Annotated in this window: 22 protein-coding genes; 9 read left to right on the top strand and 13 right to left on the bottom strand. The window is 41.7% G+C overall.

Annotation, left to right across the window (positions count from 1 at the left end):
• Positions 1-27: 27 nt before the first annotated feature.
• Positions 28-798, bottom strand: a complete 771-nt coding sequence (locus GO816_RS13085) for a hypothetical protein (RefSeq protein ID WP_157542392.1) — start codon at positions 796-798, stop codon at positions 28-30.
• A gap of 142 nt (positions 799-940) precedes the next feature.
• On the opposite strand from GO816_RS13085, the gene GO816_RS13080 reads away from it, so the two are divergent.
• On the top strand, positions 941-3,295 hold the full coding sequence (locus GO816_RS13080; RefSeq protein ID WP_157542391.1) for a mechanosensitive ion channel domain-containing protein: 2,355 nt from the start codon (positions 941-943) through the stop codon (positions 3,293-3,295).
• A gap of 25 nt (positions 3,296-3,320) precedes the next feature.
• Here the strand turns inward: GO816_RS13080 and GO816_RS13075 are convergent, their stop codons facing one another.
• Entirely contained in the window at positions 3,321-6,215 is a 2,895-nt protein-coding gene (locus GO816_RS13075) for a DEAD/DEAH box helicase (RefSeq protein ID WP_157542390.1), read from the bottom strand.
• A 237-nt stretch (positions 6,216-6,452) separates the two neighbouring features.
• On the opposite strand from GO816_RS13075, the gene GO816_RS13070 reads away from it, so the two are divergent.
• Together GO816_RS13070 and GO816_RS13065 are read left to right on the top strand one after the other, a co-directional pair.
• Positions 6,453-7,067 (top strand): HAD family hydrolase, encoded by a 615-nt coding sequence (locus GO816_RS13070; protein WP_157542389.1) that lies wholly within the window; start codon positions 6,453-6,455, stop codon positions 7,065-7,067.
• Between the two features lie 294 nt (positions 7,068-7,361).
• Positions 7,362-8,057 (top strand): SIMPL domain-containing protein, encoded by a 696-nt coding sequence (locus tag GO816_RS13065; protein WP_157542388.1) that lies wholly within the window; start codon positions 7,362-7,364, stop codon positions 8,055-8,057.
• 154 nt (positions 8,058-8,211) lie between these two features.
• Here GO816_RS13065 and GO816_RS13060 read toward each other — a convergent pair whose 3' ends face one another.
• Together GO816_RS13060 and ypfJ are read right to left on the bottom strand one after the other, a co-directional pair.
• A complete protein-coding gene (locus tag GO816_RS13060; protein WP_157542387.1) occupies positions 8,212-9,045 on the bottom strand; it encodes an N-acetylmuramoyl-L-alanine amidase in 834 nt (277 codons plus the stop codon).
• Positions 9,046-9,101: 56 nt separating this feature from the next.
• The gene (gene ypfJ, locus GO816_RS13055; protein WP_157542386.1) at positions 9,102-9,941 is read right to left on the bottom strand and encodes a KPN_02809 family neutral zinc metallopeptidase; all 840 of its coding nucleotides are present in this window, start codon (positions 9,939-9,941) and stop codon (positions 9,102-9,104) included.
• Positions 9,942-10,108: 167 nt separating this feature from the next.
• Here ypfJ and GO816_RS13050 point away from each other — a divergent pair, with 167 nt between their 5' ends.
• Positions 10,109-11,338, top strand: coding sequence for a Bcr/CflA family multidrug efflux MFS transporter (locus tag GO816_RS13050; protein WP_157542385.1), 1,230 nt, complete (start codon positions 10,109-10,111; stop codon positions 11,336-11,338).
• Between the two features lie 2 nt (positions 11,339-11,340).
• Here the strand turns inward: GO816_RS13050 and GO816_RS13045 are convergent, their stop codons facing one another.
• From GO816_RS13045 to GO816_RS13015, 7 genes are all read right to left on the bottom strand, one after another.
• On the bottom strand, positions 11,341-11,913 hold the full coding sequence (locus GO816_RS13045; protein WP_157542384.1) for a 5-formyltetrahydrofolate cyclo-ligase: 573 nt from the start codon (positions 11,911-11,913) through the stop codon (positions 11,341-11,343).
• An 80-nt stretch (positions 11,914-11,993) separates the two neighbouring features.
• Positions 11,994-12,557: an elongation factor P gene (gene efp, locus GO816_RS13040; RefSeq protein WP_157542383.1), complete on the bottom strand. Its 564-nt coding sequence runs from the start codon at positions 12,555-12,557 to the stop codon at positions 11,994-11,996.
• 52 nt (positions 12,558-12,609) lie between these two features.
• Positions 12,610-13,248, bottom strand: coding sequence for an ABC transporter ATP-binding protein (locus tag GO816_RS13035; protein WP_157542382.1), 639 nt, complete (start codon positions 13,246-13,248; stop codon positions 12,610-12,612).
• Between the two features lie 86 nt (positions 13,249-13,334).
• Positions 13,335-14,117: an acyl-ACP--UDP-N-acetylglucosamine O-acyltransferase gene (gene lpxA / locus GO816_RS13030; protein WP_157542381.1), complete on the bottom strand. Its 783-nt coding sequence runs from the start codon at positions 14,115-14,117 to the stop codon at positions 13,335-13,337.
• A 2-nt stretch (positions 14,118-14,119) separates the two neighbouring features.
• Positions 14,120-15,517: a bifunctional UDP-3-O-[3-hydroxymyristoyl] N-acetylglucosamine deacetylase/3-hydroxyacyl-ACP dehydratase gene (locus tag GO816_RS13025; RefSeq protein ID WP_157542380.1), complete on the bottom strand. Its 1,398-nt coding sequence runs from the start codon at positions 15,515-15,517 to the stop codon at positions 14,120-14,122.
• A 16-nt stretch (positions 15,518-15,533) separates the two neighbouring features.
• Entirely contained in the window at positions 15,534-16,586 is a 1,053-nt protein-coding gene (lpxD, locus tag GO816_RS13020; protein ID WP_157542379.1) for a UDP-3-O-(3-hydroxymyristoyl)glucosamine N-acyltransferase, read from the bottom strand.
• A gap of 56 nt (positions 16,587-16,642) precedes the next feature.
• The gene (locus GO816_RS13015) at positions 16,643-17,869 is read right to left on the bottom strand and encodes an HD domain-containing protein (RefSeq protein WP_157542378.1); all 1,227 of its coding nucleotides are present in this window, start codon (positions 17,867-17,869) and stop codon (positions 16,643-16,645) included.
• Positions 17,870-18,011: 142 nt separating this feature from the next.
• Here GO816_RS13015 and porX point away from each other — a divergent pair, with 142 nt between their 5' ends.
• The 3 genes from porX to GO816_RS13000 all read left to right on the top strand — a co-directional run bounded on the left by porX (position 18,012) and on the right by GO816_RS13000 (position 21,381).
• Positions 18,012-19,562: a T9SS response regulator signal transducer PorX gene (porX, locus tag GO816_RS13010; protein WP_157542621.1), complete on the top strand. Its 1,551-nt coding sequence runs from the start codon at positions 18,012-18,014 to the stop codon at positions 19,560-19,562.
• A gap of 91 nt (positions 19,563-19,653) precedes the next feature.
• A complete protein-coding gene (tsaE, locus tag GO816_RS13005) occupies positions 19,654-20,085 on the top strand; it encodes a tRNA (adenosine(37)-N6)-threonylcarbamoyltransferase complex ATPase subunit type 1 TsaE (RefSeq protein ID WP_157542377.1) in 432 nt (143 codons plus the stop codon).
• 69 nt (positions 20,086-20,154) lie between these two features.
• On the top strand, positions 20,155-21,381 hold the full coding sequence (locus GO816_RS13000; protein ID WP_157542376.1) for an alanine dehydrogenase: 1,227 nt from the start codon (positions 20,155-20,157) through the stop codon (positions 21,379-21,381).
• Here GO816_RS13000 and GO816_RS12995 read toward each other — a convergent pair.
• A complete protein-coding gene (locus GO816_RS12995) occupies positions 21,378-21,929 on the bottom strand; it encodes a histidine phosphatase family protein (protein ID WP_157542375.1) in 552 nt (183 codons plus the stop codon). The two genes, GO816_RS13000 and GO816_RS12995, sit on opposite strands and share 4 nt — an antisense overlap.
• Before the next feature lie 84 nt (positions 21,930-22,013).
• Between GO816_RS12995 and GO816_RS12990 the strand changes: the two genes are divergently transcribed.
• Both GO816_RS12990 and GO816_RS12985 read left to right on the top strand, forming a co-directional pair.
• Positions 22,014-23,000, top strand: coding sequence for a YihY/virulence factor BrkB family protein (locus GO816_RS12990; RefSeq protein ID WP_157542374.1), 987 nt, complete (start codon positions 22,014-22,016; stop codon positions 22,998-23,000).
• A gap of 95 nt (positions 23,001-23,095) precedes the next feature.
• Positions 23,096-24,337 (top strand): aspartyl protease family protein, encoded by a 1,242-nt coding sequence (locus GO816_RS12985; RefSeq protein WP_157542373.1) that lies wholly within the window; start codon positions 23,096-23,098, stop codon positions 24,335-24,337.
• Between the two features lie 44 nt (positions 24,338-24,381).
• Here GO816_RS12985 and GO816_RS12980 read toward each other — a convergent pair whose 3' ends face one another.
• Positions 24,382-24,654, bottom strand: a complete 273-nt coding sequence (locus GO816_RS12980) for a hypothetical protein (RefSeq protein WP_157542372.1) — start codon at positions 24,652-24,654, stop codon at positions 24,382-24,384.
• Between the last annotated feature and the right edge of the window lie 217 nt (positions 24,655-24,871).

The raw sequence follows: 24,871 nt of genomic DNA, 5'->3' as shown, positions 1-24,871 counted from the left end.
TATAACCCAGGAGATATCGCAATAGTTTTACTTGTAAGTTATTTGCCGCTCTGTAATTGATTTTATTTTATTATCATAGTAGGTGTATTTAACTATCCAATTATTTTTATCATCAAACTTTGGATATTCCATTTTAACCGTAAAAGCTAGCTTTTTATCACTATACACTTTGTAACCGGTTAACAATTTACCTTGATAAGAATAGACAGCGTGGTTTTTATAAACCCCATCCGGAGAAAGCACCCTCGATTCCAAAATGGACTCGTCGTCGTTAAGTTTATATTTTGTGACGGTTTCTAAACTTCCATCAGCTTTGTACTTTTTGCTTTCACTTAAATGTCCGTCCGTAAAGCTGAATTTGGTTTTATCTGATAGTTTTCCTTCATCATAGTCATTAGACTCGATTACTTTTCCATCCTCATTATAAACAAAACTTGCTTCTACATTATTATCTTTAGTATCAATTACAGATATTCTTTGATTTTTATTATTGAATTTTGATAATGTAACAAATACATCATTGTTTTTTTTTATACCGGGTATGCTATCATCTGCATGATCATAAAAAGAAGTGTAAATGCTTTTTGATATGTTTCCATTCTCATTTATGTCCTGTTCATCAGAGTTGCTTAAACGGCCTTTGCTTACTTCTCCAAATTTTTCAACCGCGTCATAATTACGATAAGTAACCTTAATAATATTGCCTTCCAGGTTTTGCCGCTCCAAATCATCTTTTTCCTTTGGAGCAGAACATGATACAAAAAGGGTGGTGATAAGAGCAGGTAAAATAAATTTCATATAAGGTTAGTTTTCCAAGTGCTGAATATACAGCATCTGCTTTAATTTTTAAGAGCTTGAATCAACTCTGTAAATTTCTTTTTCAAACCCTTTCACCTTGTGGTTGTATAAAAACAAGCATACTATCCATAAGCTTGTACGCATGACATCAAAAAAAATACTTCTTCTGAATATAAAAATTGCCCTTTTCATAGCCTTGAACAGTTTGTTTTTGGCGATGCCGGCAATAGCGCAAGATAGTGCCGCTGTGAAAACAGATTCGGCATTAACCATACCTGATACGCTGCTATTTAAAATTCAGAAAGCGCAGGCTGCCATTACCGAAATTAATGCCACCAACAAACGCGGCTTTGGCATAGAAAATATTCAAAATGGTTTAAAAGAGGTACGTGCCGATGTTGCACCAGTGAAAAAGGATATTGATGCGGCCCGAAAGGTGTTAGATACCAAAAGCCTGTTAAGCTACAACCTTATTTTAAAAGATGCACTTACCCGCCTTACCGGCTGGCGTAATACGTTAAGCAAGTATAATGCAAATTTGCAAGGCCTGTCTGACCAGGTGATTGAGCTGGGCAACGATTCGGTACTGATGGTAACGGCAAAGGATACTACCGAAAAAAGGCTGTATACTGCACAACTCAATGAAATAAAAGTGCGGCTGCAAACTGCAGGTAAAGTAACAACGGCAAGGCTTGATACGGTGAGCCGCTTACTGGCAGATGTATCTGCAACCTACCTCACCGTTACCGATTTGCAAACAGCTATAGCCGAGCGGTTGCAGCAATCGGGCAAAAGTGCATTAGGGCGCGAATCGCCTTATATATGGGCTGCACCTGTAAGTAGCGAGCCCGGGAGCAGTATAAGTGATTTAATTGGATCGGCTATTGATGGACAAGGCAAAATACTAGGTTATTTCATAAGCAGTACCTGGGATAACCGCATTCTTTTACTGCTTATTGGTATAGGGTTTTACGTTTGGGTTTACCGCAATTTTAAAAAAGCTCAAAAGCCCGATTTGCGGCAGGTGTTAGGACAACTTACTTTTAATTATATACGGCCGTACCCGGTTTTGGCAACCATTATTATAATGCTGAACCTTACGCCGCTTTTTGAGCCCGATTCGCCATCAATGTACATTGAGCTTACACAGCTAATGTTGCTGTTTGCCGTAACCGTGCACTTTTGGAAAACGCTTTCTAAAAGCGACATTAATTACTGGCTGATGATTGTTGGCCTGTACATTACCGTAATTATTACCAACGCGGTTGTACATGACGCCATTTGGATGCGTTTATGGCTTATTCTCTTAAATGCGGCATCATTATACATAGGTTATTATTTTTATAAAAAGCTGCTTAAGGCAAATGTTGCCAAACGTTTGGCAAAACCTATTTTGCTTATATTCTTAACGCTAAATGTATTCTCAATTCTCTTTAATGTTTTTGGGCGTATAAGCCTGGCCAAGGTGTTTAGTGCCACAGCAATTATTGGCCTTACACAGGTGATAGGGCTGGCAGCCTTTATACAGGTAATAAGTGATGCGCTTGAACTGCAAATTAAAGTAAGTTCATGCTCAAACGGATTGTTTGCACGACTAAACATTGCTTCTACACGGGCTTCGTTCAGGCGCATATTGTCTGTAGTGGCGGTAATTTTATGGTTGCTTGTATTTATGATAAACCTGAGCATTGCCGGTGGCGTATTTGCTTTGGTTCAACAAGTACTGTCAAAAGAACGCACGTTTGGTAGTGTGCACTTTTCGCTCAACAACGTATTGTTTTTTGCCGTAATTATATACCTGGCTAATATGCTTCAAAAGCATGTAGGCATACTATTTGGCGAAAGTGCAGTAAAGTTTGAAGATAAAACGGAGCATAAAGGCTCAAAGCTGGCTCTTATTAGGCTTATTATAGTTGTAGTAGGTGTTTTACTGGCCGTTACGGCATCGGGCATACCGCTTGATAAGCTTACCGTAGTTTTAGGTGCGCTAAGTGTGGGTATAGGTTTAGGTATGCAAAACATCGTTAATAACTTTGTATCTGGTATCATTCTCATTTTTGAAAAGCCTTTCCGCATTGGCGATTATGTTGAACTTGCCGATAAAAAGGGTAAAGTGCAGGATATAGGCATACGTTCAAGTAAGATGCTTACGCCACAAGGTTCGGAGGTGATTATACCAAACGGTGATTTACTGTCGGGCCGGTTAGTGAACTGGACCCTTAGCAACGATTTTTTAAAGACCGAAGTTTTGTTTAAAGTACCCGCCGACACTGATTTGGATGCCTTGAACAAGGTTATTGAGGACGAAGTGAGGAAGTCAGCAAATATTTTAAAGAATTTACCGCCCGAAATACTTATAAATACCATAGCCGCCGATAGCGTTGAACTAAAGGTAATTGTATGGATTACAGATATTTATAGTGAAGCAGGTTTTAAGAATGAATTTTTAAGACGCTTGCTGCCTAAGTTAAAAGAAATGCAGGTGAAAATATTGTAGTAACCTGCTGGCACAGCGGCAACAATTAACCTAAAATTTCCCTAATATCATCGGCCGATAGCGACTTAATGAAGCTTTCTTCGGTAGTGATTAACGAGCGGGCAACGGTGAGTTTGCGTTGCTGCAAGGCAAGTATCTTTTCTTCAACAGTATCTTTAGTAATGAATTTGTAAATGAATACGTTTTTAGTTTGGCCGATGCGGTGTGTTCGGTCAATAGCCTGTTGCTCAACGGCCGGGTTCCACCATGGGTCGAGGATAAATACATAATCGGCCTCGGTAAGATTGAGGCCCACGCCGCCCGCTTTTATAGATATTAAAAATACCTGCGTTTTTGCATCCTGCTGAAACTTCTTAACTACTTCGCCACGGTTTTGGGTGCTTCCGTCAAGATAGGTATACTTAATGTTCTTCTGGTCGAAGTACTGGCGGTAAATATTAAGTTGCTTTACAAACTGCGAAAATATAAGCACCTTATGTCCACCGTCCAGCACATTTGATAAGGTATGTACCACATCCTCAAACTTGCCCGAATCGCCCTCGTAACTTTCATCTATCATTGATGGATGGTTAGCTATCTGGCGCAGCTTAATTAGGCCTTGTAAAACCTGTATTTGCGTTTGGGCAAAGGTGCCATCTTCAAGGCTTTGCAGTAACTCGTTTCGATATTCTGATTTTATTTTTTCGTAAACCGTGCTTTGCTCATCGGTCATTTTGCAATAAAACAACTGCTCGGTTTTAGGTGGAAGCTCGGTTGCTACCTGTTCCTTGGTACGTCGAAGCACAAATGGCTTAATCAATGCTTGTAAGCGGTGCGCTTTATCTTCATCCTTTTTCTTTTCAATGGGTGTTACAAACTCATTTAAAAAGAACTGCTGGCTGCCCAGTAATCCGGGATTGATAAATGACATTTGCGTCCACAAATCATTCACAGTATTTTCAACAGGTGTACCACTCAATATTAATTTATGGCGCGATTTAAGCTGTTTAACCGCCTGATATGATTTGGACGATGGATTTTTGATATTCTGACTTTCATCCAAAATGATGTAATCAAAAAAGAAAGCCTTAAATAACTCTACATCAATACGGCTTATGCCATACGTAGTAACAACCACATCATACTTGCCAAATACATCGGGCGATTTATAGCGGAACGCACCTGTATGCACCATCATGCGTAAGGTGGGCGTAAACCTGGCAGCCTCATTTATCCAGTTGTATATGAGTGATGTAGGCATAATTAGCAACGAAGTGCATGTTGCGCCAATAGCTGCTGCATCCTCCTTGTTTTTTTGCAGCAGGGCCAGGGTTTGTATGGTTTTCCCCAAACCCATGTCATCAGCCAGGCATCCGCCAAAATGATAATCTTTTAAAAAGTGGAACCAGTTGTAACCCGCCTGTTGGTAAGGGCGTAAGCTGCCCGCAAAATTCATGGGTGGAGCTACGTCTTCTAACTCCTCGAAATCGGTTAGCTTTTGCAGTTTACGGTTAATGGTTATGCTGGCTAAGTCGCCCTCGGCCAAATCATTAATGAGGCCAATGTGGTGCTTACGCAATTTGAGTTCTTTATTACCTTCAGTGAAGTTGAGCAGGTTGCCATATTGTGCAAACCATTCTTCGGGTATAACGGCAATTTCGCCGCTGGGCAGGGTAAACTCTTTTTTACGGTTGAGGATGTGGTTACGCAAATCCATAAACGGAATTTGGTAGGGGCCAAAGTGCACAATGGCATGTATGTCAAACCAGTCGTTGTTCTCGTTTACCTGCAAATCAATTTTGCTGCTGCCAAAAAGATAGCGCTTTTGCCCTTCGGGCTGTTCAATTTCAAAGCCTGCAGCAATCAACTTGTCGTGGTTTTGATTAAGCCAGTCAAATACCGAAAAGGAGCGGTCGGCATCGTCACCATCATGCTTTACTTCCAGGTTTTGGAAAAGGGAAGATGAGGTGGTTAGCCCCATATTCTCCAGCAGTTGCAGCTTGTTTTTTTCCCAGGTTACCGAGCGTTTAATACGGTGGAAGGTGTAGTTGTCACCATCGCGATCAATCTTGACTGAAATATGCCTGCCATCTCCATAAGGAAAAACGTAGCCTGCATATTTAAAATACAACTGTATTTGTGATATGCCGCCCGCCACATATATAGGTTTAACCACAGGCCGGGCGTCATACTTTTCGGTATTAATGGTAAAGCCTTCGGCATGTACATGGTGCTTTTCAATGAGCGGTGCTACAAACTTTTCAAAATAAGATTGCTCGGCACTCCGCGGAATGGCTATGAAACGTTTTTGTAAAAATGGTTGCAGTTTGCGGCCCTCAACATCTTTGTCAAAATAATACAGGGTATCATCAAGCATGAGCCAGCCGGGATGGTTACATACAATTTCGGCGTTTTTAAACATGAACTCAATTTTCATGCCCTGGTACTTGATGGTAGGGTAGTAGCGTATCTCGATATCGTCGCGCTTGAAGTGGAACAGTACGGTAGCAGGTTCGGTGGCAATATGCAGTTGTCTTTCGGCCGGGTAGCCTTCCTTGCTCATGGCAAACAGCTTTTTATTGCCAAGCATGGCGAATGCTTCGGCCATCTTCTTTTCAATTTTTGGACGGATTACATCATACAACTGATCATTAAATACCTTGCTGAAAAACTCGTAAGGGCGGATGGGCTTTTTGTAATACTTTTTAATGAGATGGCCCTGTTCCATTTCTTCTAAAACCTTGATGAGCTTATGGTCGGTTTCGTCTATACAGGAGCTGAATTCTTGCGCAGTATTAGAAAAAAGGCGCTGATGGGTAAGCGAAAACTCGCCGTTAGGATTCAGTTGAACAATATGCGGTTCTATCAACCACCCAAGATACTCATGGCGGGCAATGGAATAGATTAGCTGGCAAGGTTTACTGCTGTCAACACGTAGCATATCGTCCGTTCAAAAAATTTTTGGAAGCTACATCAACAAAAATTTCAAACGTATAAAGAATTTTGAGCATTTAAAAGGAAATGGCTATAAATATTTGGCGCCATTTGCGCCACCCCTGCCCTCCCCGGGAGGTAGGGGGGAAAGAAGTCCTTTTGTTTAATATAGTGAAATACAAAATGAAAAAAGTCCTCCCTCCCGGGGAGGATTTAGTTGGGGCTGTTTACCTTTGCCTCAACTATGAATACATCATCTCAAGCCAGGTACGATGCCTTGGTAAAATTAAGCCAAAATGACTTCGACGCCTTTTTATATGATTGTGATGGTACCCTGGCCGACAATATGCCCGCCCATACCGAAACCTACATTAAGGTAGCTGCCGAGCAAGGCGTGGTAATTGACGGTACCATTATAGATGAATTTGCCGGGCTGCCCATCATCAATGTAGTTGAAAAAATTAACGAGCGCTATCAAAGCACTTTTATACCTGAGGAGTTCAAGGCAGCCAAATACAAGCTTTTTTTAGAAGAATACATTGAGCAAACACAGCCTATTGATTACGTGGCAAACCATTTAAAGAACCACGCCGGGCAGGTGCGTATTGCCGTAGTAAGCGGCAGCAGCCGTATTGCAGTCGAAAAAACACTGCAGATTTTAGGCATTGATCATTTAGTTGAAGTGTTGGTTTGCGCGGGTGAAACCCCTAACGGCAAACCCTTTCCTGATCCATTTTTGAAAGCGGCCGAGCTGCTGGGCGTAGCTCCCGAACGCTGCCTGGTATTTGAAGATGGCAATGCCGGTACGCAAGCAGCCGATGCTGCCGGCATGCCCTGGGTGAGGATTGATAAGTTGTAAAGGAGCAAGATATTCCGAGCGGATAAGTCAACTCTTCCCGTTATGCCTTATTTATTTTGGCACCACACGGATAGGTTACGAATATGGCAGGTTAATTCGGGTTGCAAGATGCTGAGACACGTTCAGCATGACAGATGATATTCTATTCTGTTAATTCCATCAATTCTCAAATTCCGGTTCAGGATATATTTAAACTATTTGCCTGCTTTGTTGTCCATAGCTTTAAATAGCAGGGGCTGTTACATTTTACAACATGGCTTCGTCTATTTATCAAACACTATACAAATGTTCACCATGAAAAAATTATTTTTATTAGCCGCTCTTATAACTGTTACCATTGCCGGCTTTGCACAAACTACTGATCAGCGCCGCAAAATTGAAGTTACCGGCAGCGCCGAGCAGGAGGTTACGCCCGATGTTATTTATGTAGCCATATCATTAAAAGAATACATGAACGGCAAAAACAAAGTAGACATCAGCACCTTGGAGCGCCAGTTGCAAAAAGCTGTTACCGAGGCCGGCGTAGCTAAAGAAGACTTTATGATTAACAACATATCGTCGTACAACTACATTATCGATAAAAAGAAAAAGGATCCCGAGTTTATGGCCAGCAAGCAATACCGCATTAAAGTGCGCGACCTGAACGCCATCAATGTCATCTTGAGTAAGGTTGACGATAAAGGCATCCAATCAACCGGTGTTGAAAGCTATGAGTACTCCAAACAAGCTGAATTACGCAAAGATTTAAAAATTAAAGCCCTGCAAGCTGCCCGTGAAAAAGCCGGTTACCTGCTTACCAGCATTGGCGAAAAATTAGGCGGCGCCATCGAAATTCAGGAAATTGACAATGAGCCTATGGGACGCCCGGTTTACAGCAACATGATGTTTAAATCGGCAATGGCTGATGCTGCTCCTCAAGAAAGTAACGTTGATTTTAAAAAGATAAAACTGAACTACCAGGTACGTGCCGTATTTGAGATAGCCAAGTAATCTTAATAAATGATTTATAGAAGCAGGCTTGATATTTTAAGCCTGCTTTTTTATTATCTGGGCGTTGCCTGCGGCCCGGGCTATACGATGCAAGTCCTCACTTCGCTATGCTACGTTCCGGGCTTTACGCTGCTATCCCTAACGCAAATTGTAATCAATACTTCTTTGCCACATTAAACAACACATTCAAATCTAATTGAGTAAGCTGCGAGCTTACATCATTTTGAATAAAATGCAGTTTGAATGCTTTGATAGCGGCAGGCAAGTTAGAGGTATCATACCCTATAATGCGCAGGGCGGCCACATAATCAAAAGTTTCGGGAGCCAGTTCTAAAACATCATCACTCCAGTACCCAAAGCCGCTTTTGGCTAAAGTTTTCCATGGAAAATATGCGCTGGGATCGGTTTTACGGCCGGGGGCAATATCACTATGGCCTATAAAATTTGCTGTAGGAATGTTGTAGGCCTTTTTCAGTTTTGCCAATAACAATATCAAACTTTTCACCTGTGCATCCTGAAAGGGTTGTACACCATTATTATCAAGCTCAATACCTATTGAACAACTGTTCATATCAGTAACGCTGCCCCATTTACTAACCCCAGCATGCCACGAGCGCAGGTAATCATTAAGCATATGGTAAACTTTTCCGTCGCGGCTTACTACGTAGTGAGCGCTCACCTGCGTGCGGGCGAGGGTAAACGTATTAAGCGTTTGCTTTGCGGAATCTTGCGCCGTATGATGAATAATTACATAATTGGGCTTACGTAAATTGAAGTTCACAGTAGCCACAAACTCTGAAGGAATAGCCGTACCTGCGCTATCAGCCAGCCTTACGGTATCTTTAATCTTTACAATATCCAGCAAGCTATCAATTTGCGTTTTATAAACCTTTGGACTGTTATTTACAATGGTAGCCGGCTTTTTAGTTTTGCAGGAAGAAATTATAGTAAGTGCAAGAAAAAAGTATACGTAGAGTTTTAAGTTCATTAGTAACTAAGTGAAACGCTAATGTAAGCAAAGTATAAGCGATAGGGGAACGGTAATTACAACTCCCCGCTTCCAAAAGTATCCCCCTGCTTTACATCGCCCGTTTCATAACCCTTTTTGAACCAGTGCATGCGTTGTGCGCTGGTGCCGTGGGTAAATGAATCGGGGGATACACGGCCTTGGGTGAGGCGGTCATCGCCTATGGCGTTGGCGGCATTCAGGGCTTCTTCAATATCACCAGTCTCTAAGAAACCGCGTTTTTGCTGATAATGTGCCCAAACTCCTGCGTAAAAATCGGCCTGGAGTTCAAGTTTGACCGATAGTTTGTTGTATTCTTCTTCGCTCAGCTGCTCGCGCGCCTGCTGCATTTTGTCAGACACGCCTAAAAGCTTTTGTACGTGATGGCCTACCTCATGTGCAATTACATAAGCGCGGGCAAAATCACCTGCGGCGCCAAAGCGTTGCTCCAGTTCATTAAAAAAGGTTAAGTCAATGTATACCTTACGGTCGGCCGGGCAATAGAATGGGCCCGATGCTTCACCGGCAAAACCACAGCCACTGGTTTCTACCTGTCCTTCAAAAAAGTGGATAGTAGGTTCCTGGTAAGTTCCGCCCATTTGCTTAAACAACTGGTGCCAGGTGTCTTCGGTGTCGGCCAACACAACACGGGCAAAACTTTGCTCTTTGCTCTTTGATTCGGTTAACTTAGTGTTTTGCTGGCTGCCACCGGTTTGTCCATCGCCACCCTGTAAAATTTGCGACGGATTTACACCGGTAAACATGTATATAATAACCCCAATAATTCCTAATACGCCGCCGCCTAAAGCCATACGGCCACCGCCGCTGCTGCTACCTTCTTCGGCGTTACTGCTTTCGCGTCTGCCCATCCATTGCATAGTGTGAGTGTTTTAAGTGTTTCGGAAGTAACATCAAACAGGTAAATATTGTTCGCAGCTTCATTTGGTATTATTGTAAGGTCGGGCTGTTGTCATTTTAAATAAGCTTAACCCTCGTACAGCACCGGCTATGTATCTTTGCGCCCTTAAATTGTACTCAACAATACATGGCTACTAAGCAAAATCATTTTTTCCTCATACTTATACTAGGTTCATTAACGGCATTAGGTCCGTTCTCTATTGATATGTACTTGCCCAGTTTTCCGGCCATAGCCAAAGACCTGGACACCACCATTGAACGTGTAGCATTATCATTATCAAGTTATTTTGTGGGCATATCATTAGGACAGTTACTATACGGGCCGCTATTGGACAAGTTTGGCCGTAAAAAGCCATTGTACATTGGCCTGGCCGTATACCTGCTGGCCTCATTTGGCTGTATGATGGTAAGCACGGTTGACGGACTAATTGGCCTGCGCTTTATTCAAGCTATTGGCAGTTGTGCCGCCGCTGTTGCTGCTGTAGCCATGGTGCGCGATTTATTTCCGGTAGAGGAGAACGCCAAGGTATTTGCCTTACTTATGCTGGTAGTAGGTGTATCGCCTATGGTTGCACCTGCCGTTGGCGGATACGTAACCAAGCATTTGGGCTGGCATGCCATATTTTTAATACTGGCTGGCATTGCAGTGGTAATACTGTTGGCTGTAATATTTGCCCTGCCTGATAAATATGTACCTAACCGTAAGCTGTCGCTCAAGCCAGCACCTATGCTTAGCAATTTTGGCCAGGTTTTGAAAAATCCGCAGTTTTTCACTTATGTACTTACCGGGGCATTGTCATTTGCAGGCCTATTCACTTATGTGGCCGGTTCGCCGTTAGTATTTATGCAAATGTATAAAGTGAGCGAAGAGGTTTACGGTTGGATATTCGCCGGTCTTTCGGTTGGATTTATTGGCTCGAGCCAGGTGAACAGTTGGATGCTTAAACGCGGACTCACCAGTCAGCAAATAGTTCCGGTAGCGTTAACAGTGCAAATTGTGGCTGGTTTAGTATTTATATTGGTTGCCATGAGCGGCTGGATGGGTTTAACCGGCATTATTGTGATGCTATTCATTATCCTGTCGTGCATTGGTATAATTAGCCCTAATGCCTCTGCACTTTCGCTAGCGCCATTTTCGCACAATGCCGGCACCGCTTCGGCCTTAATGGGTGCCTTGCAATTGGGTTTAGGCGCTGTAGCCTCAATGGGTATTGGTTTTTTCCATGCGTTAACAGCTATTCCGTTGGCAAGTATCATGGCCGCAACTGCGGTATTAGCTGGCGTAGCCTATATGATAGGCAAACGCGCAATAAAACAACCTGTAGCTGCAGGCGAAGCCGGTATAACGGTACACTAAACTTATGCTAAAGAAACCAGTCCTTTTGGCGTAATACAATTATGTATTTTGCGGTCAAATTCATTTATGTCGTCTATACGTTCTACAGCATCAAAAAATGAAAGACCAGTGAATTTCGTATTCGGACGGCATTGAGACATAAAGCGGTCGTAGAAACCTTTACCGTATCCTACCCTGTAGCCCTTGATATCAAAAGCAAGCAAAGGTACGAGCATCAGGTCAATTTGGCTGACATCAATTAAGTTGCCGGTTACAGGCTCGGGTATACCAAAAGCATTTGTAGCTAGCTCCAAATCTGCATCGTCGGCATAGTTTAGCATGGTGTTATTGGCGAAGTTTGCTTTAGGGATTACCCTTAAAACATGCGGATGCGTTTCTTCCAACCAATTACGTATCAAAAAAGTATTCGGCTCTTTGCGTTGATGTATTGGCAAGAATAAGTGTATGCAGCCAACGCCTGATAGGTCGAGCTGTTGAAACTGTACAAGCAGCGCCCGGTTAAAATCGTTGTACTCGGCTTGCGAAAGTTGGTTGCGCCTTTGGATATATACCTTGCGCAGTTGAGCTTTAGTCATATTTTACCAATTAGAGTAATAAATTAATGCCAACAAAAAAGGCCTCCAAAATGGAAGCCTTTAATATTTCTAAGTAAATATTAACTCTTAACACGCTCCATGTAAGCGCCGGTAGCAGTATCAACTTTTACTTTATCGCCTTCGTTAATAAATAGTGGTACACGTATTTCGGCACCGGTTTCAACAGTGGCAGCTTTAAGTGCGTTAGTTGAAGTATCGCCTTTAACGGCTGGCTCTGAGTAAGTAATTTCCAATTCAACCGAAGCAGGCGCCTGTGCCATAATAGGCTCATCGCTTTCAAAAGCAATAATTACGTTAACACCTTCTTTTAAAAACTTAACGGCATTGCCGAATAAAAATTTTGGAATATTGAATTGCTCATAAGTAGCATTGTCCATTACTACAAGGTCGTTGCCGTCTTCGTACAAGTACTGATAGTCACTGGTTTCAACACGGGCAATAGTTACCTCTTCGTCGGTACGGAAACGGTACTCAACCAGTTTGCCTGTTTTAACATTACGCATGCGGGCCTGGTAAAAGGCACGCAGGTTTCCCGGAGTACGGTGAATAAATTCTTCTACCTGCACTAAATCTCCGTTGAAGCGGAGGATATTTCCGTTTTTTACTTCTGATGCTTTAGACATAATAAATTTTCGTGGTGCAAAACTACCCGTTTAAGGGCAAACTATCAAGCAGTTAATTATTTGCCGGCCGTTTGTAATCGGTAATGTGCAGCTGGTTAGTGCAAAAGCTATATTCCTGCAGCTGGTTTGAGCCTACAATTATAAGCCGGTTACCGGCATATTGCATTACAAGTTGCAAGTACCAATCAATGCCTTGCACATCAAGGTTTGATGTCGGCTCGTCAAGCATTAACATAGCTGTATCTGAGCAAAAGGCCAGGGCAAGTTTAAGCCGCTGTTTCATGCCCGATGAAAAGTAGCGTACCAGTTTATGCTTGCTTTGCTTCATACCCAGCAAATCAATTATCCCGGCCCGGTTCATGCCGTTATTATAGGGTTTAAATTTGAAGTGGAAATCAATAACCTCCGTAAGTGTAAAGTCTTCAATAAGCTCAAGATAAGGCGCTGCCATGCTTATGTGTTGATACACATCTTCGGCATGTAAATCACTACCATTGAAGCTGAACTTTACGTTACCGGTTGACGGTGTAAGGCTGCCGTTTAAAAGTTGAAGCAGTGTTGATTTTCCGGAACCATTTGGCCCTAAAACTGCGTAACTGTTACCTTCTAAAAAAGTATAATCAATACCATTAAAAATCCAGTCGCGGTTGAAGCGCCGGCCGGTTTGGGTAAGGATTATATTAAGTCCCATGGTGCATAGGTAATGGATGATGGTTCATAGTGATAGTTTCTGGAGACTGCGTTGCCCTGAACCATCGACTATGAACCATTAACTAATTATGAGTTTCCAAAGCCTTTCATAATACCGCGCTGCGAACTTTGAATGAAGTTGAGTATCTCATCACGTTCGGCCGTTGGGCGAAAATCAGCTTCGATGATTTCCATGGCTTTGGTAACGTTGCTATTGCGTACAAAAAGCGTACGGTAAATATCCTGTATCTCGTTTATCTTATCTTCGCTGAAACCGCGGCGGCGCATACCTACTGAGTTAATACCTGCGTATGATAACGGTTCGCGAGCGGCTTTTACATATGGAGGAACATCCTTACGTACCAATGAACCACCAGTTACAAACGAGTGTGAGCCAATATTGCAAAACTGGTGTATGGCTACCATGCCTGCCAACACTACGTAGTTGCCAACTGTTACGTGGCCTGCAATGGTAGTATTGTTTGAGAAAATACAGTTATCGCCAATAACGCAATCATGTGCTACGTGGCAGTAGGCCATAATTAAACAGTTGCTGCCAACCTCGGTACGCCAGTGATCTTTAGTACCCCGGTTAATGGTAACGCACTCGCGTATAGTGGTGTTATCGCCAATAACAGCCTGGGTGTTTTCACCCTTAAATTTAAGGTCTTGCGGAATAGCTGATATAACAGCACCCGGAAAAATACGACAGTTTTTGCCAATACGTGCGCCATCCATAATGGTAACGTTTGAGCCAATCCACGATCCTTCTCCTATTTCCACATCCTTATGGATGGTAACAAACGGCTCAATCACAACGTTATCCGCAATTTTAGCCTGCGGATGTATATATGCTAATGGCTGAATCATGTTTACTTATATTTAACAATTTGTGCCATTAGTTCGGCTTCTACAACAATTTTTTCGCCTACCATGCCAATGCCCTTCATTTGAGCTATACCACGACGGATAGGAGCAACAAGGTCACATCTGAAAATAAGCGTATCCCCAGGTAACACTTTATCTTTAAAGCGCGCGTTTTCTATCTTTAAGAACAAAGTCAGCCAGTTTTCAGGATCGGGTACGGTATTAAGCACCAATATACCACCAGTTTGAGCCATAGCTTCAATTTGCAGTACACCAGGCATTACCGGTGCACCAGGGAAATGGCCCTGAAAGAAAGGCTCATTCATGGTAACACCTTTTAAACCTACAACATGGGTTTTGGTAAGCTCCAAGATTTTATCAACCAATAACATTGGCGGACGATGCGGCAGGATATTCATAATCTGCACCGTATCATAAACCGGTTTCATGTTAGGGTTGTATACCTTAATATGCTTGCGGCTGCGTTCTTTTTTAATTAACGATTTAATTTTTTTGGCAAAAGCTACGTTAGCGGCATGACCCGGACGTGCAGCCATAATGTGGCCACGTAAAGGCACGCCCACTAAAGCCAAATCGCCAATCATGTCAAGCAACTTATGGCGGGCAGGCTCGTTTTGATGACGTAGCTCAATGTTATTCAAAATGCCTTGCGGCGCTACATCAATGTCTTCGCGGTTAAAAAGTGTAGCCAAGTGAGCTAATTCTTCCTTATCAACGTGTTTATCAACCACTACAATGGCATTGTTGATATCTCCACCTTTAATAAGGTTATGCTTTAACAGCATTTCCAGTTCATGTAAAAAACAGAACGTACGGCTGCTGGCAACTTCTTTTTTAAACTCTGATAAAGAAGATATAGTGGCATGCTGTGTACCTAGTACAGGTGAGTTGTAATCAACCATACAGGTAAAGCGGTAGTCATCATCTAATGGCATTGCTACCATTTCAACCTTGCGGTCGGTTTCAGAGTAGTGAATGTTGTATGGTATATGGTAATACTCCCTATCGGCATCCTGCTCTACATAGCCGGCCTCAACCAGTGCTGATACAAACGGCATTGAGCTGCCATCCATAATCGGTGTTTCTGGACCATCAAGGTCAATAAGCATGTTATCAAACTCAAGGCCAACCAAAGCGGCCAAAACGTGTTCAACAGTGCTTACGCTGGCGCCGTTTTGCGTAATGGTTGTACCGCGTGAAGTATCGGTTACGTTATCAACATCGGCATCTATAACAGGGCTTCCGGGCAAATCAACACGGCGAAATTTAAAACCGTGATTTTCGGGGGCCGGGTTGAAGGTCATGGTAACACTCTCGCCGGTGTGCAGCCCTGTGCCCGATACGGCAACAGCGGCTTTAATGGTTCTTTGCTTTACGTTCATATAGTTGTTCAGCTGCTCAGGGTGTTGTTACCGTATTATTGCGCAGCTCAGCAATTGTTTTTTCTAACTCTTCTATTCGTTTTTTTAGTTCTGGCAGTTGTTGTACTACCAGTTGTGAGCGTAAAAAGCTTTGGTAAGGTTGTACAAGTATTCCTGCCCATTTCTTACCCTCTTCGTCCACACTTTTATTGATGCCCGTTTGCGCCTGTATTTGTGAGCCCTTAGCAATGCTAATATGGCCCACCACGCCTACCTGGCCACCCATTATAACGTTCTCGCCAATTTTGGTACTGCCTGATATGCCGCTTTGTGCCGCAATAACCGTATTGCTGCCAATTTCAACATTATGAGCAATTTGTATAAGGTTGTCAAGCTTTACGCCTTTGCGTATAACTGTTGACCCCATAGTAGCGCAATCTATTGTTGTATTAGCTCCAATTTCAACGTTGTCTTCAATAACTACGTTGCCTATCTGGTTCACTTTATTGTATGAACCATCGGCCGTTGGCGCAAACCCAAAACCATCACTGCCTATAACCGCTCCTGAATGTATAATAACGTTATTGCCAATAACACAATCGGCATATATTTTAACGCCCGAAAACAGGGTGACGTTATCGCCCAAAGTTACATTATCGCCAACATATGTATTGGGGTATATTTTGCAATTATTTCCAAGCCTGGCACCATCACCTATATAAGCAAATGCGCCTACATAAATATTGCTTCCTGTAACTGCACCGGGGCTTATAAAACTGGGCTGTTCAATGCCCGACTTGTTAAGTTTTAACGTATTGTATTTTTCGAGTAACACCGAAAATGCGTTGTAAGCATCGTTTACTCTGATGAGTGTTGCATTAACAGGCCCATTTAACACAAGGCTGTTATTTACAATTACTACCGAAGCGTTGGTGCTGTACAAAAACTGCTCATACCGGGGGTTTGCCAAAAATGACAAAGCGCCTGCCGAAGCCTCCTCAATCTTAGCCAGTTTACTGATGGCTACCTGAGGGTTACCTTCAATAGTTCCGTTCAGCATCAAGCTTATTTCCTGCGCGGTAAATTGCATCGGGCAAATTTAAATGTTAAAAGTTAAGCAACAAATTATAAACATACTGTTAACAGCTAAATAAGGTCTTTCGTATAACAAAAAATATATTTTTCAACTGTTTTAGCTAAAGCTTCGAGGTTAGCATTATCACTTGCAGTTGTAATATCTTTTATTGCACCGCCTTTCATCAGTATTTTTATGTTAGCGTTGCCAACCTGGTACGCATTGTTGCTTATCATATCTGTAAATACGAAGTATTTGGCGTCATCGTAACATACCCCGTATTTTTTCATTGCTTTATGACGCAGGTTTTCTACTTGTGTTACATCGGGCAAATAATTTGTTATATCAACATGGTATAACTTGCGCTGTATAAAGTTTTCGCAAAGGAGTGCTAAAACCGTGTCATCACAGCGTGTCCAGACCTTAACTGCCGCCATAATATCTGCATCATCAAGGCAGGTAAATGTTTCTATATGAAGGTCGTTGCTTACAAATTCCTCTTTGGTAATGGTGCTTTGCAAAAAATGGTTTAAGGCAGGGGTTGAAAATAATTGTCGTCCTTTAAGTGACAACTCGCGGGCGCGCTGTAGAATTTTACCCAGCATTTGCTCGCCCGAGGTTACAGTTTTGTGTAAATAAACCTGCCAGTACATCAGGCGGCGGGCTACCAAAAACTTTTCAATGGAATAAATGCCCTTTTCTTCAACCACAATGGAGTCATCAACCACGTTCAGCATTTTGATGATCCTTTCTGAACTTATAACACCCTCTGATACTCCGGTATAAAAACTATCGCGATTGAGATAGTCCATCCTGTCCATATCTAGCTGGCTCGATACCAGTTGATGCAGGAAGCGTTTAGGGTAGGTATCATTAAATATTTCAATAGCCATGCTTAGCCGTCCGTTAAAAACTACGTTAAGCTTGCTCATTAAAAGCGTTGAAATATCTTCGTGATGGATGCCTTTTACGATGTGCTCTTCCAGCGCGTGTGAAAACGGGCCGTGCCCTATATCATGAAGCAAAATGGCAATTACAACAGATTCTTCTTCCTGCGGAGTAATAACCTGGCCTTTATCGCACAAAGTTTTTACGGCAAGTTGCATAAGGTGCATAGCACCCAGCGCATGATGAAAACGAGTGTGTAAAGCGCCCGGATAAACCAGGTGAGTCATGCCAACTTGTTTAATATAACGCAGCCGCTGAAAGTACGGATGTTCGATCAGGTCAAAAACCAAATCGGTGGGTATGGTAATAAATCCGTATACCGGATCATTAATTATTTTTTTCTTATTCAAGCTAATGCCTTATAGTTTTGCAAAAGTGTTAAATTAACCCCATCTACAAACAATCAATTTGTTATTTTTTGTTAAGATTTTTATTGTCTTGACAACAAAAGCAAACCTTGAAAGTTATAATTCAACATTTACTAAACATACCATGCAGGAAACTACCATACTTTGGGCCGACGACGAGATTGATTTGCTTAAACCCCACGTGTTGTTCTTAAACGAAAAAGGCTACAAAGTTAAAACTGTAACCAATGGGTCTGATGCTCTTGAGGAGTTCAGAAATGATTATTATGACTTGGTTTTTTTAGATGAAAATATGCCGGGCTTAACAGGGCTTGAAACTTTTATGCAAATAAAAGCTATTAACGCCGATGTGCCTATTGTGCTCATTACCAAAAATGAGGAAGAGCCAATGATGGAAGATGCCATTGGTTCGAAAATAGATGATTACCTTATTAAGCCTGTAAACCCTAAGCAAATATTGCTTACCATAAAAAAGCTTACTGAAAACAAGCGCCTGGTTACCGAAAAAACAACCATGGCCTACCAAATGGATTTTCGTACGCTGGGCATGACGCTGAATGATAATCTTAATTTTCAGGAGTGGGTTGATGTTTACAAGAAGTTAATTTACTGGGAATTAGAACTGGAGCAGTTGAGTGACGCCGGTATGCACGAGATTTTAACCATGCAAAAGGCTGAAGCCAATGTACAGTTTAGTAAGTTTATTGAAAAGAACTATCTAGACTGGGTGAAAAATCAGGACACAGCTCCAACTATGTCCCATCAGTTGTTTAAGAAAAAGGTATTTCCAAAGCTTGACAACGTTCCGGTGTTTTTCATACTAATTGATAACCTGCGTTTTGACCAGTTTAAAATTATAAATCCAATTATATCTGAGTTTTTCCGCCTTGAGGAAGAAGATACTTATTACAGTATTTTACCTACAGCAACCCAATATGCACGTAATGCCATATTTGCCGGTTTAATGCCGCTTGATATGGAGAAGCGTTTCCCTGGAATGTGGCAAAATGATGAAGACGAAGGTGGTAAAAACTTACATGAGGAAGCATTTTTAGCCGACCATATTAAGCGTGTATTGCGTAAAGATTGCAAATTTTCGTACCATAAAATATTAAATATTGACGAAGGCCGCTCGTTGAATGATTCGGTGAATAACCTGATGAACAATGACTTGAACGTAGTGGTGTATAACTTTGTTGATATGCTGTCGCACGCACGTACCGATATGCAAATGATACGTGAACTAGCCAGTGACGATGCCGCTTACCGTTCTTTAACCTTATCATGGTTTGAGCACTCGCCACTATTAGATTTGTTGAAGTTTTTATCAACTAAACAGGTTAAAGTTATTATTACTACCGACCACGGCACCATACGTGTTAAAAACCCTAGCAAGATAATAGGCGATAAAAACACCAATACTAACCTGCGTTATAAACAAGGTAAAAACCTCAATTTTAACGCAAAAGAAGTATTTCATATTCGTAACCCGCATGATGCAATGTTACCAAAGCTGCACGTAAGCAGCAGCTTTGCCTTTGCCAAAGAAGATAGCTACTTTGTATACCCTAATAACTATAATCACTTTGTTAATTTCTACAATGAAACGTTCCAACATGGAGGTATTTCGCTTGAAGAGATGATTATACCTGTGGTTACTTATGGGGTAAAGTAAATTTGTATATTTGAATATGGTAGTGGAGATTTCGAGTTAAAGCCTGCATTACCATATTCAATTCATATTACTTGCATATACCTGATTTTGCATGACCCGGTCACAAACGAACTTAACCATTGAATCAATAACCCAGCTTGATTTTGCAGCCCGGTCTTTATTAAATTTTGCGGGCGAACAAAAAATATTTTTGTTTTATGGAAATATGGGGGCAGGTAAAACTACTTTCATAAAAGAACTGTGCGCTCAATTAGGTGTAAAAGAATCGGTTACCAGTCCAACCTTTTCAATAGTAAATGAATACGAGGCAGGCAACTCACGGGTTTTTCATTTTGATTTTTACCGGTTGAAAAATCAGGAAGAAGCATTGGATATGGGCTATGAAGAATACTTTTATTCGGGTGATTACTGCCTTATAGAATGGCCTGAAAAAATATCGGATCTGCTTCCGCTCAATTACACTAAAGTAACCATACAGGCCGATGCAAGTCAGAAAAGGTATTTTAACTTTGAAAGTATTTAATGCCGTTATTCTTAATTTTATTTATCTTCAACACTGCGAATATAAAATGCCTACGCAGCAACAGTATCTATGAGTTCAGGTTTATATAGCGGATTTTCGGACGTAGCTAAACAAGCTATGATGCAGCCGCAGGAGTCAATGCTTGAAGTGCGAAACCGTAAGAACAAGCTTTACATCGGTATTCCGCGCGAAACCTCATTTCAGGAAAACCGTATTGCCTTAACTCCGTTTTCGGTTGCGTTACTGGTAAATAACGGTCATGATGTGTTGTTTGAAAGCAATGCCGGTAAAGCCGCCAACTTTTTAGATAACCATTACAGTGAGCAAGGTGCTCAAATTGTTTACGATCATAAAAAGGTTTACGAGGCCGATATTATACTCAAGGTAGCGCCCCCCACTATGGCCGAAATTGAATTAATGAAGCCGGGACAGATACTCATATCTACGCTGCAAACCCCTACTTTAAAAGCTGAATGCCTGCAAGCCATGCTGGCTAAAAGAATAACTGCTCTATCATTTGAACAACTGCGCGATGAAGGCAACGTGCTTAGCGTAGTACGTGCAATGAGTGAAATTGTGGGCGCAACATCAATCTCTATAGCTGCCGAGTACCTGAGTAATGTTTTTGGAGGTAAAGGTTTAATGCTGGGCGGCATTACCGGCGTGCCACCTACCGAAATTGTGATACTGGGTGCAGGTACAGTAGGAGAGTATGCAGCACGTACCGCCATTTCATTAGGAGCAGAGGTAAAAGTATTTGATCCGTCAATTTATAAGCTCCGCAGGTTGCAAAATAATATTGGCAGCAGGGTATTTACCTCCGTAATACAGCCTATTGTACTCGAAAAGGCAATTACTACCTGCGATGTGGTGATTGGAGCCATGCGTACCGAAGATGGCCGCAGCCCTTGTATAGTTACCGAAAGTACAGTGAGCCGCATGAAGCCGCATTCGGTTATAATTGATGTAAGCATTGACCAGGGTGGTTGCTTTGAAACATCAGAGGTTACCAATCATACCCATCCGGTGTTTCGCAAGTATGATGTAATTCACTATTGCGTGCCAAACATTGCCTCAAGGGTTGCACGTACTGCCACCTACGCCCTAACCAATATTTTTACACCCATACTGTTAGATATTGGCGAAAACGGCGGAATTAACAATGTAATATGGCAAAAAGCCGGTGTACGCAATGCTGTTTATATTTACCAGGGGCAGCTAACCAATAAGTACTTGGGCGAGCATTTCAACATTCCGTGCAAAGACCTTGATTTGCTTATAGTATCAAACCGTTAAAGCTTACCAGCAAATTGAGGTGGTATCTGCGTTGTGTGATGCGGTTCGCCATAATAGCTAATGCTTAGTTGAGGTATTCCCTTTTCAGGCACTGTTACTTTAAACAACATGTCGTAATCATCGTCGGTAAGTTCAGTGAATGAAGATTCGGCGCCTAGTGCTTTTATCACCGGTAGCAAGGTGTTTGAATGGCCAACAATAAGCACTTCTTGCCCCTTATGGTTTGCCAATACCTTTTTTGCTATTTCCTCTAAATTTTTACCGCTGTAGGTAATTGGTTCAAGTTTGCGTTTAGCAGCCAAAGGGTTAGCGGTTGCCAAAGTACGTTTATATGCGGTACTGTATATTGCCGTAATTTTGCGGTTGTTTAAAGTAGCAGATAAATCTTCAGCACGCTTCAATCCCTCGGGCGTAAGTTCAGGGTTGGCCGTCATCGTTTCGGCTGTTTGTTTTTCGGCATGCCTTACAAGCCACACTACAGTCTCTTGCGAAAAACAATTAACAGCAACAGTAAAATTCAAGAATAATATAAGTAACCCTTTATACATTTTTATAAGCTTTACTGGCTAAGGTAGCTACTTTGGCAAACAATTTATGCGTAAATGCGGTATTTATGAATCATCATCATAACTATGAAAGTATTTAGCAAAGAATATTTAAAGAGTTTATGGAAGGTGCTAATGGCTACCTTTTCTGGCTTCTCAAACGATAACGGCTTAAAGTTGAGTGCCTCACTGGCCTACTATACCATATTCTCTATAGCACCTTTGCTAATTCTCATCCTGTCGCTAGCCGGCATTTTTTTAGGGCCTGATGCAGCATCCTCCAAACTATATGCACAAATAAACCAATATGTGGGTGGCGATGCAGCTAAGCAAATTCAGGATATTGTTAAGAACCTGCAGTTTTCAGGCAAATCGGGCGTAGCTTTAATATCGGGTATTGCAACCTTACTATTAGGTGCCAGCAGTATCTTTCTTGAAATACAGGATTCAATAAACACCATTTGGCGTGTAAAGGCCAAACCTAAAAAAGGTTGGTTAAAAATGCTTCAAAACAGGTTCTTGTCGTTTTCTCTCATTATAAGTTTGGGATTCCTTTTATTGGCTTCGCTTATAGTAAACTTAATTGTGAGCGCTATTGGCAGCCAGCTTACACGCTTTTTGCCTGCTATTACCGAACGCTTAATTGAAGTGATTAACCTTGGCGTATCATTCATCGTAATCTCTATTTTATTCGGCATCATATTTAAGTTCTTGCCCGATGTTAAAATCAAATTTAAAGATGTACGCTCTGGAGCTTTTTTTACGGCCATATTGTTTATGATAGGGCAGTTTGCCATTAGCCTTTATTTAAAATACTCGGCACAAGGTTCGGCTTACGGTGCTGCAGGGTCGGTTATTATTATCCTGGTATGGATTTACTACACCGCTGCAATTTTGTATATAGGTGCTGAATTTACGCAGGTTTATGCCGAGGCTAATTGCAGCCATATTGAACCGGCTGATTATGCTGTACACATTGAGCAAACAGAGGTGGAGCGTGAAGTAAGCAAACTGCCTCCTCAAAACCCCGAGCTAAAAGGTCAGTTAACTGACGATGGCAAGCAGCAAAGTTAATACCCGCTAACAACATTGCGGCAGCTTGTGGCGTTTGTTGCATTTGCTTAACTTTATATTGGCTTTAACAATTAAAGCAGCCAATATAAAGTTAAATGTACCCTTTTCCCCATATTAAGAGGTACTTGTTATTATGCCTTGCTGTACTATGCTTTGCGCCTGTTGTAAAGGCCCAGTTATTTTATATCAACAAGCATAAAAAGCAGGTACACCTCCGGTTTAAGCTGGTAAGGGATATGATTGTTGTACCTGTTTACATCAATCAAAAAGGACCGTTTAATTTTATTGTTGACTCTGGCGTAGGGCTTATAATCATTACCGATCCTAAATTGCTCGACTCGGCTAAAATTTACAATAAACGCATAATTAAAATATACGGGGCTGCCGGTAACACCGAAAGTTTTGAAGCTTACGCTACATCAACCATAGATTTGGCCTTGCCCGGTGGCGTAAGCAGTTCGCTCGTATCGGCGGCGGTGTTTAAAGAAGATAATTTTGGGTTGTCAAACTATGCCGGCATTCCTATTCATGGCATTTTAGGTTACGAATTTTTTTCGCACCTAAGTGTGAAAATTAACTTTACTGATACAATATTAAGCATTGCACGGTCGGGTTATTATAGACCTTTTAAAAAGAAGAGGGGAGTCACCATACCCTTGAGTGTTGAAGAACGTAAACCTTATATCAAAGCTACTGTAGCTTTGCCTAACAAACAAATAACTGAAAATAAGTTTTTAGTTGATTTAGGGGCGGGGCACCCCTTATCTATTGAGCAGCCGGATATTCATCAAGCCCACTTCAATAATTCAGTAAAAGCCAATTTGGGTGTTGGTTTAACGGGCCAGCCAATAAGCGGGTTTATTAGCAGGGTCAACGAATTTAATTTAGACAGGTATAGGTTTACTAATGTCATCGCGTCATTTCCTGAGGTTAAGGGAACGCGTTACCTTGTACCACGCGACGGTAACCTTGGCCTAGGCATTTTAAAACGGTTTATGGTAATTATGGACTATGCTAATAGCGTAATGTATTTGAAGCCTAATTATAAATACAATGAGCCTTTTGAGCACGATATGAGCGGAATGGAGTATTATGCTGCGGGTGCCGAACTAAACAGAATTGTAATAAGCAGGGTTGAGCCGGGTTCGGCGGCTGATGAAGCAGGTATAATGGCCAACGATGAAATAACGACGGTAAATTTTAAACGGGTTGACAAAATGAGTATGGTTGATATAGACAACCTGTTTAAGTCAAAAGACAAGAGAAACATACTTGTTGAAATACGTCGGGGCAAAAAGTATGAAACATTTGTGTTAACCCTTAAACGCCGTATTTAAGTTGGTGGTGCGTGCCTGTGCTTTATAACAGGCACGCAGCAGTATTACTTAAGCTGACTTATGTTTTCGTAGAAAGCCGTTTGTAAATCAAGCAACGAGCGTACTTTTAACTTTTCTCCGTAGGTGTCAAAACAAACGAAACTTGTTTTCTCGGGCTCGCCTGCACGGGTCTTTTCTAAGAAATTAAATGTTTCAAAAAAATAGTGTTTGATAGTGGTTTTTGATTTCGGACTTGTTTTAGCCGAATTAAGCCTAAAGCCCATTCTGTCCATCCAATTGTGCACCTTAGAGTGCAGGTTTGCGCGCATTGAGTTCATAAGTGTGGTTATTAAGGTTAATTTTGTGAACATCACATATGTGATGTTTTGTTTAATCTTAAATTAACCAACCCTCGCGGCCGGTATTAATTCTTAGCTTCAAAGTTGCCCGCTTTTCCAACATATTTCGTGCCACAAAATTCAATATTTGTTTGATAATCAATATGCTATGGTTTTGTTAACGGCGATTATAAATCTCTTTATAAAAATCTTCATT

Source organism: Mucilaginibacter aquatilis, from assembly GCF_009755275.1.
GTDB classification, from domain to species: Bacteria; Bacteroidota; Bacteroidia; order Sphingobacteriales; family Sphingobacteriaceae; genus Mucilaginibacter; species Mucilaginibacter aquatilis.
This window is presented reverse-complemented; position numbering and strand designations above follow the sequence as displayed.

What these genes read in the sequence shown, in the direction of transcription:
- GO816_RS13085 (WP_157542392.1), bottom strand. Translation starts at nt 798, where the DNA reads ATGAAATTTATTTTACCTGCTCTTATCACCACCCTTTTTGTATCATGT.
- GO816_RS13080 (WP_157542391.1), top strand. Translation starts at nt 941, where the DNA reads ATGACATCAAAAAAAATACTTCTTCTGAATATAAAAATTGCCCTTTTC.
- GO816_RS13075 (WP_157542390.1), bottom strand. Translation starts at nt 6,215, where the DNA reads ATGCTACGTGTTGACAGCAGTAAACCTTGCCAGCTAATCTATTCCATT.
- GO816_RS13070 (WP_157542389.1), top strand. Translation starts at nt 6,453, where the DNA reads ATGAATACATCATCTCAAGCCAGGTACGATGCCTTGGTAAAATTAAGC.
- GO816_RS13065 (WP_157542388.1), top strand. Translation starts at nt 7,362, where the DNA reads ATGAAAAAATTATTTTTATTAGCCGCTCTTATAACTGTTACCATTGCC.
- GO816_RS13060 (WP_157542387.1), bottom strand. Translation starts at nt 9,045, where the DNA reads ATGAACTTAAAACTCTACGTATACTTTTTTCTTGCACTTACTATAATT.
- ypfJ (WP_157542386.1), bottom strand. Translation starts at nt 9,941, where the DNA reads ATGCAATGGATGGGCAGACGCGAAAGCAGTAACGCCGAAGAAGGTAGC.
- GO816_RS13050 (WP_157542385.1), top strand. Translation starts at nt 10,109, where the DNA reads ATGGCTACTAAGCAAAATCATTTTTTCCTCATACTTATACTAGGTTCA.
- GO816_RS13045 (WP_157542384.1), bottom strand. Translation starts at nt 11,913, where the DNA reads ATGACTAAAGCTCAACTGCGCAAGGTATATATCCAAAGGCGCAACCAA.
- efp (WP_157542383.1), bottom strand. Translation starts at nt 12,557, where the DNA reads ATGTCTAAAGCATCAGAAGTAAAAAACGGAAATATCCTCCGCTTCAAC.
- GO816_RS13035 (WP_157542382.1), bottom strand. Translation starts at nt 13,248, where the DNA reads ATGGGACTTAATATAATCCTTACCCAAACCGGCCGGCGCTTCAACCGC.
- lpxA (WP_157542381.1), bottom strand. Translation starts at nt 14,117, where the DNA reads ATGATTCAGCCATTAGCATATATACATCCGCAGGCTAAAATTGCGGAT.
- GO816_RS13025 (WP_157542380.1), bottom strand. Translation starts at nt 15,517, where the DNA reads ATGAACGTAAAGCAAAGAACCATTAAAGCCGCTGTTGCCGTATCGGGC.
- lpxD (WP_157542379.1), bottom strand. Translation starts at nt 16,586, where the DNA reads ATGCAATTTACCGCGCAGGAAATAAGCTTGATGCTGAACGGAACTATT.
- porX (WP_157542621.1), top strand. Translation starts at nt 18,012, where the DNA reads ATGCAGGAAACTACCATACTTTGGGCCGACGACGAGATTGATTTGCTT.
- tsaE (WP_157542377.1), top strand. Translation starts at nt 19,654, where the DNA reads ATGACCCGGTCACAAACGAACTTAACCATTGAATCAATAACCCAGCTT.
- GO816_RS13000 (WP_157542376.1), top strand. Translation starts at nt 20,155, where the DNA reads ATGAGTTCAGGTTTATATAGCGGATTTTCGGACGTAGCTAAACAAGCT.
- GO816_RS12995 (WP_157542375.1), bottom strand. Translation starts at nt 21,929, where the DNA reads ATGTATAAAGGGTTACTTATATTATTCTTGAATTTTACTGTTGCTGTT.
- GO816_RS12990 (WP_157542374.1), top strand. Translation starts at nt 22,014, where the DNA reads ATGAAAGTATTTAGCAAAGAATATTTAAAGAGTTTATGGAAGGTGCTA.
- GO816_RS12985 (WP_157542373.1), top strand. Translation starts at nt 23,096, where the DNA reads ATGTACCCTTTTCCCCATATTAAGAGGTACTTGTTATTATGCCTTGCT.
- GO816_RS12980 (WP_157542372.1), bottom strand. Translation starts at nt 24,654, where the DNA reads ATGAACTCAATGCGCGCAAACCTGCACTCTAAGGTGCACAATTGGATG.